This is a genomic window from Klebsiella sp. OBRC7, from assembly GCF_000293135.1.
Classification (GTDB): Bacteria; Pseudomonadota; Gammaproteobacteria; order Enterobacterales; family Enterobacteriaceae; genus Klebsiella; species Klebsiella michiganensis.
The window spans coordinates 241,949-248,619 of sequence record NZ_ALNJ01000140.1 but is presented as its reverse complement, the minus strand read 5'-3'; the positions used below and the strand labels follow the sequence as shown (position 1 = coordinate 248,619).

At 53.7% G+C, this 6,671-nt stretch carries 7 protein-coding genes; 6 read left to right on the top strand and 1 reads right to left on the bottom strand.

Annotated features, from left to right (window positions below; translation table 11 throughout):
• Positions 1 to 327: 327 nt before the first annotated feature.
• Positions 328 to 894, bottom strand: coding sequence for a D-glycero-beta-D-manno-heptose 1,7-bisphosphate 7-phosphatase (gmhB, locus tag HMPREF1144_RS27200; protein WP_009654582.1), 567 nt, complete (start codon positions 892 to 894; stop codon positions 328 to 330).
• A 188-nt stretch (positions 895 to 1,082) separates the two neighbouring features.
• On the opposite strand from gmhB, the gene metN reads away from it, so the two are divergent.
• From metN to proS, 6 genes are all read left to right on the top strand, one after another.
• The gene (gene metN / locus HMPREF1144_RS27195; RefSeq protein WP_004098793.1) at positions 1,083 to 2,114 is read left to right on the top strand and encodes a methionine ABC transporter ATP-binding protein MetN; all 1,032 of its coding nucleotides are present in this window, start codon (positions 1,083 to 1,085) and stop codon (positions 2,112 to 2,114) included.
• Complete coding sequence (locus HMPREF1144_RS27190) at positions 2,107 to 2,760, top strand: methionine ABC transporter permease MetI (RefSeq protein ID WP_004098792.1); 654 nt, start codon at positions 2,107 to 2,109, stop codon at positions 2,758 to 2,760. The genes metN and HMPREF1144_RS27190 overlap by 8 nt, the downstream gene beginning before the upstream one ends.
• Before the next feature lie 39 nt (positions 2,761 to 2,799).
• Complete coding sequence (metQ, locus tag HMPREF1144_RS27185) at positions 2,800 to 3,615, top strand: methionine ABC transporter substrate-binding lipoprotein MetQ (protein WP_004098791.1); 816 nt, start codon at positions 2,800 to 2,802, stop codon at positions 3,613 to 3,615.
• 108 nt (positions 3,616 to 3,723) lie between these two features.
• Positions 3,724 to 4,131: an Rcs stress response system protein RcsF gene (gene rcsF / locus HMPREF1144_RS27180; RefSeq protein ID WP_004098790.1), complete on the top strand. Its 408-nt coding sequence runs from the start codon at positions 3,724 to 3,726 to the stop codon at positions 4,129 to 4,131.
• Complete coding sequence (tsaA, locus tag HMPREF1144_RS27175; RefSeq protein WP_009654535.1) at positions 4,128 to 4,835, top strand: tRNA (N6-threonylcarbamoyladenosine(37)-N6)-methyltransferase TrmO; 708 nt, start codon at positions 4,128 to 4,130, stop codon at positions 4,833 to 4,835. Before rcsF ends, tsaA begins: the two co-directional genes overlap by 4 nt.
• Positions 4,836 to 4,945: 110 nt before the next feature.
• Positions 4,946 to 6,664 carry a proline--tRNA ligase gene (gene proS / locus HMPREF1144_RS27170; protein WP_004098788.1) on the top strand — a complete coding sequence of 573 codons (1,719 nt, stop codon included), beginning with the start codon at positions 4,946 to 4,948 and terminating at the stop codon, positions 6,662 to 6,664.
• The last annotated feature ends 7 nt before the right edge of the window (positions 6,665 to 6,671 follow it).

Sequence of the window (6,671 nt, the reverse complement as noted above, 5' to 3'; positions counted from 1 at the left end):
ATGTTCACTCAGAGACTTGGTATTCATTTTTCGTCCGAGGACGTTAAGAATCCATGTCACTTTGAGTGCCCACACAGATTGTCTGATAAATTGTTAAAGAGCAGTGCAACGCGGCTTTCGCTCACCGTTGCGAGGTGGCGTATATTACGCTTTCCTCTTTCAGAGTCAACCCGTTATTTCAGGATTTTTTCTCTTCAACCGACCGGGTTGTTTGTGAAGTGATTCACATCTGCCGTGTCAGTGGGAGCGCATTATAGGGAGTTATTCGGCGGTGACAAGCGGTAAAATGCAATTTTATTTCAACCGCTCACCTTTTATACATAACGCTTATTTTTGCTGCTTTTTGATAGCATCCGGCAGGTCTGCCAGGCTATTAATTACCCAATCAGCGGCACTTTCGGCTTCTGGGGTCACCGGCTTGCCGGTGCGCACTAATACTTTCGTGCCGACATTGGCCGCCAGAGCTGCCTGCATATCTTCGACTTTATCGCCAACCATAAAGGAAGCCGCCATATCAATATGCAGATAGTCGCGCGCCGAAATCAGCATACCCGGATGCGGCTTGCGGCAGTCGCAGGTCTGGCGAAACTCTTCAACGGTTCCCTGCGGGTGGTGCGGACAATAATAGATGCCATCCAGATCAACGCCGCGATCGGCCAGCGACCAGTCCATCCACTCCGTCAGCGTTTCAAACTGCTCTTCAGTAAACTTACCCCGGGCGATACCGGACTGGTTGGTCACCAGCACCAGCGCGTAGCCCATCTCCTTTAATTGACGCATTGCGTCAATGACGCCATCGATAAATTCAAAGTTGTCGATTTCATGGACATAGCCGTGATCGACATTAATCGTGCCATCACGGTCAAGAAAAATTGCGGGTACTGACATTGCCACCGGTTTGCTCCTGATAAAGGCTAATGCGCGTAGTATCGCATGTTTCCGGACGCAAGAAAGTGCTCATTATACAGAGTCAGATTGATTTAGACGTCTGGATGCCTTAACATCCATTTCATTGACAGGCATCGCCTGGACACGGCAGAAGAAAATGCCACGGCAAACGGCTAAACGATAATAAATAACTGATGATTAAACTTTCGAATATTACCAAAGTGTTCCAGCAGGGAAATCGCAGCATACAGGCGCTGAACGATGTCAGCCTGCATGTCCCCGCCGGGCAAATTTATGGCGTCATCGGCGCTTCCGGCGCGGGTAAAAGTACGTTAATCCGCTGCGTTAACCTGCTCGAACGTCCAACGCAGGGCAGCGTACAGGTGGGCGGCCAGGAACTAACGGCGCTGTCAGAAAAAGAGCTCACTCGCGCCCGTCGCCAGATAGGCATGATCTTCCAGCACTTTAACCTGCTTGCCTCACGCACCGTATTCGGCAACGTGGCGTTGCCTCTGGAGCTCGACAATACGCCGAAAGATGAAATCAAGCGCCGGGTGACCGAGCTGCTCGATCTCGTCGGTCTGGGGGATAAACACGATAGCTATCCGGCAAATCTCTCCGGCGGTCAAAAACAGCGCGTGGCCATCGCCCGTGCGCTAGCGAGCAATCCAAAAGTCCTGCTCTGCGACGAAGCCACCAGCGCTCTGGACCCGGCCACTACGCGTTCAATTCTGGAACTGCTGAAAGATATCAACCGTCGCCTGGGCCTGACGATTTTGCTGATTACCCATGAAATGGATGTCGTCAAACGCATCTGTGATTGCGTTGCCGTTATCAGCAACGGCCAGCTGATTGAACAGGATACGGTGAGCGAGGTCTTCTCTCATCCCAAAACCCCGCTGGCGCAACAGTTTATTCAGTCAACGCTGCACCTTGATATCCCGGATGATTATCAGGCCCGCCTTAAACCTGAAGCGCTTCCCGATAGCGTGCCCATGCTGCGCATGGAGTTTACGGGTCACTCCGTTGATGCCCCGCTTCTTTCTGAGACTGCCCGTCGTTTTAATGTGAATAACAACATTATTAGCGCGCAGATGGATTACGCGGGCGGCGTGAAGTTCGGCATTATGCTCACTGAGATGCACGGCACGCAGGAAGATACCCAGGCCGCAATCGCCTGGCTACAGGAACACCATGTAAAAGTAGAGGTACTGGGATATGTCTGAACCAATGATTTGGCTGCTGGTTCGCGGCGTATGGGAAACGCTGGCCATGACGTTTGTCTCCGGCTTCTTCGGTTTTGTTCTCGGCCTGCCGGTCGGCGTGCTGCTGTACGTCACCCGTCCGGGGCAAATTGTCGCTAATGCGAAGCTCTACCGCACGCTTTCGGCGGTGGTGAATATTTTCCGCTCGATTCCTTTTATTATCCTGCTGGTATGGATGATCCCATTCACTCGCGTGATCGTTGGCACGTCGATTGGCCTGCAGGCGGCTATCGTTCCGCTGACGGTCGGCGCCGCACCGTTTATCGCCCGTATGGTGGAAAACGCCCTGCTGGAGATCCCCACCGGCCTTATCGAAGCATCCCGCGCCATGGGCGCAACGCCGATGCAGATCGTGCGTAAGGTTCTGCTGCCGGAAGCGCTGCCGGGCCTGGTGAATGCGGCAACCATCACGCTCATTACGCTGGTCGGCTATTCCGCGATGGGCGGCGCCGTGGGTGCCGGTGGTCTCGGGCAGATTGGCTATCAGTACGGTTATATAGGCTACAATGCAACGGTAATGAATACCGTACTGGTGCTGCTGGTTATTCTGGTGTACTTAATCCAATTCTCAGGCGATCGTATCGTCCGGGCTGTGACTCACAAATAACATTACACACAATACAGAATCTTACAGGAAGGAAATAACATGGCCTTTAATTTCAAAACCTTTGCGGCAGTCGGCGCGTTAATCGGTTCTCTGGCTCTGGTGGGTTGCGGTCAGGACGAAAAAGATCCTAACCATATTAAAGTCGGCGTTATCGTCGGTGCGGAGCAGCAGGTTGCGGAAGTCGCGCAGAAAGTAGCAAAAGAAAAATACGGCCTTGATGTCGAACTGGTGACCTTCAACGACTACGTTCTGCCGAACGAAGCGCTGAGCAAAGGCGATATCGACGTTAACGCCTTCCAGCATAAACCGTATCTTGACCAGCAAATCAAAGACCGCGGCTACAAGCTGGTTTCCGTAGGTAACTCTTTTGTTTACCCAATTGCGGGTTATTCGAAAAAAATCAAATCGCTGGACGAACTGCAGCCGGGCTCTCAGGTCGCGATTCCTAACGATCCCACCAACCTTGGCCGCTCTCTGCTGCTGCTGCAACAGGTTGGCCTGATCAAACTGAAAGAAGGCGTTGGTCTGCTGCCAACCTCTCTGGATATTATTGAAAACCCGAAAAACCTGAAAATTGTTGAGCTGGAAGCCCCGCAGCTGCCGCGCTCTCTGGATGATGCGCAAATCGCTCTGGCGGTTATCAATACCACCTATGCCAGCCAGATTGGCTTAACGCCGGCAAAAGACGGTATTTTCGTGGAAGGTAAAGAGTCTCCGTACGTGAACCTGATTGTCGCTCGCGAAGACAACAAAGATGCGGAAAATGTTAAGAAATTTGTTCAGGCCTATCAGAGTGATGAAGTTTACGAAGCGGCTAACAAAATCTTTAACGGCGGTGCGGTGAAAGGCTGGTAATCTTTTCTCAGCGTAATATCATTCAGGACGGGCTTTATGCCCGTCTTGTCATTTATGCAAGCACCTGATTCAATAGCGCCCTGTTTTATTATTTATTGAGGAAATACTATGCGTGCTTTACCGGTCTGTTTGTTAGCACTCATGTTAAGCGGTTGTTCTATGCTAAGCAGATCTCCCGTCGAGCCTGTACAAAGCACCGTAACCCCGCCTGCCAAATCGGAACCGGCAAAACCGAAAGCGACGCGTCCGGCCCCGGTAAGAATCTATACCGATGCAACAGAATTGGTGGGTAAACCTTTCCGCGAACTCGGCGAAGTCACCGGTGAATCCTGCCAGGCCTCGAATCAAGACTCTCCACCCAATATCCCGACGGCCCGCAAGCGTATGCAGATTAACGCTGCAAAAATGAAAGCCAATGCCGTGCTGCTGCACCGCTGCGAAGTGACCAGCGGAACTCCAGGCTGCTACCGCCAGGCCGTCTGCCTTGGCTCAGCGCTTAACGTTACGGCGCAATGAGTGATTTTCAGTTTGCGCAGATAGGCGTTATTCGCTCGCCCTATAAAGAAAAATTTGCCGTCCCCCGCCAGCCTGGGCTGGTTAAAAACGGCGGCGGCGAATTACATCTTCTGCCCCCCTATAACCAGGCCGATGCCGTGCGCGGCCTGGAAAACTTCAGCCATCTGTGGATCCTGTTTGTGTTTCATCAGACCATGGAAGGCGGCTGGCGCCCGACCGTGCGCCCTCCCCGCCTCGGCGGTAATGCGCGGATGGGCGTTTTCGCCACCCGCTCGACCTTTCGTCCTAATCCAATCGGTATGTCGCTGGTCGAGCTAAAAGGTATTCGCTGCCAGAAAGAACACGTCGTTCTGGAACTCGGTAGTGTGGACCTGGTGGATGGTACGCCGGTCGTGGACATCAAACCTTACCTGCCCTTTGCCGAAGCGCTGCCGGAAGCCAGCGCGAGCTACGCGCAGCAGGCACCGCAGGCGGAAGTGGCGGTGAGCTTCACGCCAGAAACAGAAGTCCGGCTTTTAGAACTGGAAAAGCGCTATCCCCGACTTAAGGTGTTTATTAGCGAAGTTCTGGCGCAAGATCCGCGCCCGGCATATCGTAAAGAAGAAGACCCGGGAAAGACCTACGCCGTCTGGCTGCTGGATTTTAACGTGCGCTGGCGGGTGATTTCGTCCGGTTTTGAAGTCTTTTCTCTCGAACCACGCTAATTTTATTTTCCTCTCTTTTGGCATCTTTGCCACACTGGTAAACTAAACCACTTTTTTGTGTCAGGCTGGCTCCCAGCCTGTATCGATCGTCCAAATGGAACCGTAACAACATGCGTACTAGCCAATACCTGCTCTCCACTCTGAAGGAGACACCTGCCGACGCCGAGGTTATCAGCCATCAGCTGATGCTGCGCGCCGGGATGATCCGCAAGCTGGCCTCCGGGTTATATACCTGGCTGCCGACCGGCGTGCGCGTCCTGAAAAAAGTCGAAAACATCGTGCGTGAAGAGATGAACAACGCCGGTGCAATCGAGGTGTTAATGCCGGTAGTTCAGCCCTCTGAGCTGTGGCAAGAGAGTGGCCGCTGGGAACAGTACGGCCCGGAACTGCTGCGTATTGCTGACCGTGGCGAACGTCCGTTCGTACTCGGCCCGACTCATGAAGAAGTGATCACCGACCTGATTCGTAACGAGCTGAGCTCCTACAAACAGCTGCCGCTGAACTTCTATCAGATCCAAACCAAGTTCCGTGACGAAGTGCGCCCGCGTTTCGGCGTGATGCGTTCCCGTGAATTCCTGATGAAAGATGCTTACTCTTTCCATACCTCTCAGGAATCTCTGCAGGAAACCTACGACGCGATGTACGCCGCGTACAGCAAAATTTTCAGCCGTATGGGCCTGGATTTCCGCGCGGTACAGGCTGACACCGGTTCTATCGGCGGTAGTGCATCCCACGAATTCCAGGTGCTGGCGCAGAGCGGCGAAGATGACGTGATCTTCTCTGACTCTTCCGACTACGCGGCCAACATCGAGTTCGCCGAAGCCGTTGCGCCGAAAGAGCCGCGCGCTGCCGCTACTCAGGAAATGACCCTGGTCGATACGCCGAACGCCAAAACCATCGCCGAGCTGGTTGAGCAGTTCAATCTGCCGATTGAGAAAACGGTGAAAACCCTGCTGGTCAAAGCGGTAGAAGACAGCAAGTCTCCGCTGATTGCCCTGCTGGTTCGCGGCGATCATGAGCTGAACGAAGTTAAAGCGGAAAAACTGCCGCAGGTCGCCAGCCCGCTGACCTTCGCTACCGAAGAAGAGATCCGCGCGCTGGTGCAGGCAGGTCCCGGTTCTCTGGGTCCGGTTAATATGCCCATTCCGGTGATTATTGACCGTACCGTTGCCGCAATGAGCGATTTCGCCGCGGGCGCGAACATCGACGGGAAACACTACTTCGGCATCAACTGGGATCGCGACGTCGCCACCCCTGAAGTGGCTGATATCCGTAACGTCGTGGCGGGTGACCCGAGCCCGGACGGTAAAGGTACGCTGCTGATTAAACGCGGTATCGAAGTGGGCCACATCTTCCAGCTGGGTACCAAGTACTCTGAAGCGATGAAAGCCTCCGTACAGGGCGAAGATGGCCGTAACCAGATCCTGACGATGGGCTGCTACGGTATCGGTGTGACGCGCGTGGTGGCGGCCGCCATTGAGCAGAACTTTGACGATCGCGGGATTCTGTGGCCGGAAGCTATCGCACCGTTCCAGGTTGCGATTCTGCCGATGAACATGCATAAATCCTACCGCGTGCAGGAGCTGGCCGAGAAACTGTACGCAGAGCTGAGCGCGCTGGGTATCGACGTGCTGATGGACGACCGTAAAGAGCGTCCGGGCGTGATGTTCGCCGATATGGAGCTTATCGGTATTCCGCACACCATCGTGCTGGGCGACCGTAACCTCGACAACGACGATATCGAATATAAATATCGTCGCAGCGGCGAGAAGCAGCTGATTAAAACCGGTGATATCGTGAATTACCTGGTTAACGCTATCAAAGGTTAATGATCAT

What these genes read in the sequence shown, in the direction of transcription:
- HMPREF1144_RS27190 (WP_004098792.1), top strand. Translation starts at nt 2,107, where the DNA reads ATGTCTGAACCAATGATTTGGCTGCTGGTTCGCGGCGTATGGGAAACG.
- proS (WP_004098788.1), top strand. Translation starts at nt 4,946, where the DNA reads ATGCGTACTAGCCAATACCTGCTCTCCACTCTGAAGGAGACACCTGCC.
- rcsF (WP_004098790.1), top strand. Translation starts at nt 3,724, where the DNA reads ATGCGTGCTTTACCGGTCTGTTTGTTAGCACTCATGTTAAGCGGTTGT.
- metN (WP_004098793.1), top strand. Translation starts at nt 1,083, where the DNA reads ATGATTAAACTTTCGAATATTACCAAAGTGTTCCAGCAGGGAAATCGC.
- metQ (WP_004098791.1), top strand. Translation starts at nt 2,800, where the DNA reads ATGGCCTTTAATTTCAAAACCTTTGCGGCAGTCGGCGCGTTAATCGGT.
- tsaA (WP_009654535.1), top strand. Translation starts at nt 4,128, where the DNA reads ATGAGTGATTTTCAGTTTGCGCAGATAGGCGTTATTCGCTCGCCCTAT.